The 1,032-nt window shown below is 76.6% G+C and carries 2 protein-coding genes; both read left to right on the top strand.

Annotated features, from left to right (window positions below):
- Positions 1-487 (top strand): hypothetical protein (locus tag ACFV4N_RS44040; protein WP_499678655.1); only part of this gene is annotated, 487 nt, incomplete at its 5' end.
- Positions 480-1,032, top strand: a 553-nt coding sequence (locus ACFV4N_RS44045) for an acyl-CoA dehydrogenase family protein (protein ID WP_499678656.1), incomplete at its 3' end; no start/stop codon positions are given. The genes ACFV4N_RS44040 and ACFV4N_RS44045, both read left to right, overlap by 8 nt.

Consider the following 1,032-nt stretch of genomic DNA (forward strand, 5'->3'; position numbering starts at 1 on the left):
GTCCGGGACGACCGGGCACGCGCTGCGCCCCTCGACCGTGCTCCCGGTCGGCAACCGGGTGGCCGAGGGGTTCGGCGTGGCCTGCGCCTGGCTCGCCGACCCCGCGCCCGGCGACGTGGTGGGCGCGCGGCCCGAGCGGCTGCGCCACCACCTGCTCCGGGCGCACACCCGGCTGCTCGCGCACGTCGTCGACCTGACCGTGGCCGACCTCGGCGGGCGCACGGCGGCGGGCAGCCCGCTGCTGGGCAGGCAGCTCGTGCAGGCGGGCATCGCCGACGCCGTGCTGCTGGTCGAGGAGACCCACGGCCTGCTCGACGCGGGCGTCGACCACCACGCCCACCCGGCCGCGTTCGCCCGGCTGGTGCGCGGCGGACGCGCGCTGCTGCGGCTGCTGGGTGCGGCGAGCTTCCTCGCCGACGGCCCCGGTGGCGCGGTCCTCACCGCGGAGCAGGTCGGCACCCTCTACCTGGCGGTGCGCCATGGCTGACGCCGAACTGCCCGACCACCTCCGCGTGCTGGAGGACCACTGCGTCGAGATCGCGCGCGAGCTGCGCGAACCGGGCCTGGTGCTGGACGAGGACCCCGACGCGATCACCAAGTACCTCGACCTGCCCGCCGTGCGGTTGCAGGAGGCGATGCTGATCCCGCCGCGGTTCGCCGCCGAGACCTACCGGGTCGGCGGGCACTCGTTCCCCGGCGGGTCGTGCCTGGCCCGGGTGGTGGTGATGGACCGGCTCGCCCACGGCGACCCCGGCGTGCTCCTCGCCTCGCCCGGACCCAGCCTGGCCGGCGCGGCGGTGCAGGCGCTGGGCGACGAGGAGCAGCAGCGCCGCTTCTTCGAGCGGTTCTCCGCCCGGCCCACCTGGACGTTCTTCGCGCTCACCGAGCACGGCAAGGGCTCCGCGGCGGCCGAGCTGGAGACCCGCCTGGTCACCACGGACGAGGGCCTGTCCCTGCACGGGACCAAGAAGTACATCGGCAACGGCGCGCGGGCGCAGACCGGCGTGGTGTTCTGCCGCCGCGCGCCCGGCC

Source organism: Actinosynnema sp. NPDC059797 (assembly GCF_042732085.1).
GTDB lineage: Bacteria > Actinomycetota > Actinomycetes > Mycobacteriales > Pseudonocardiaceae > Actinosynnema.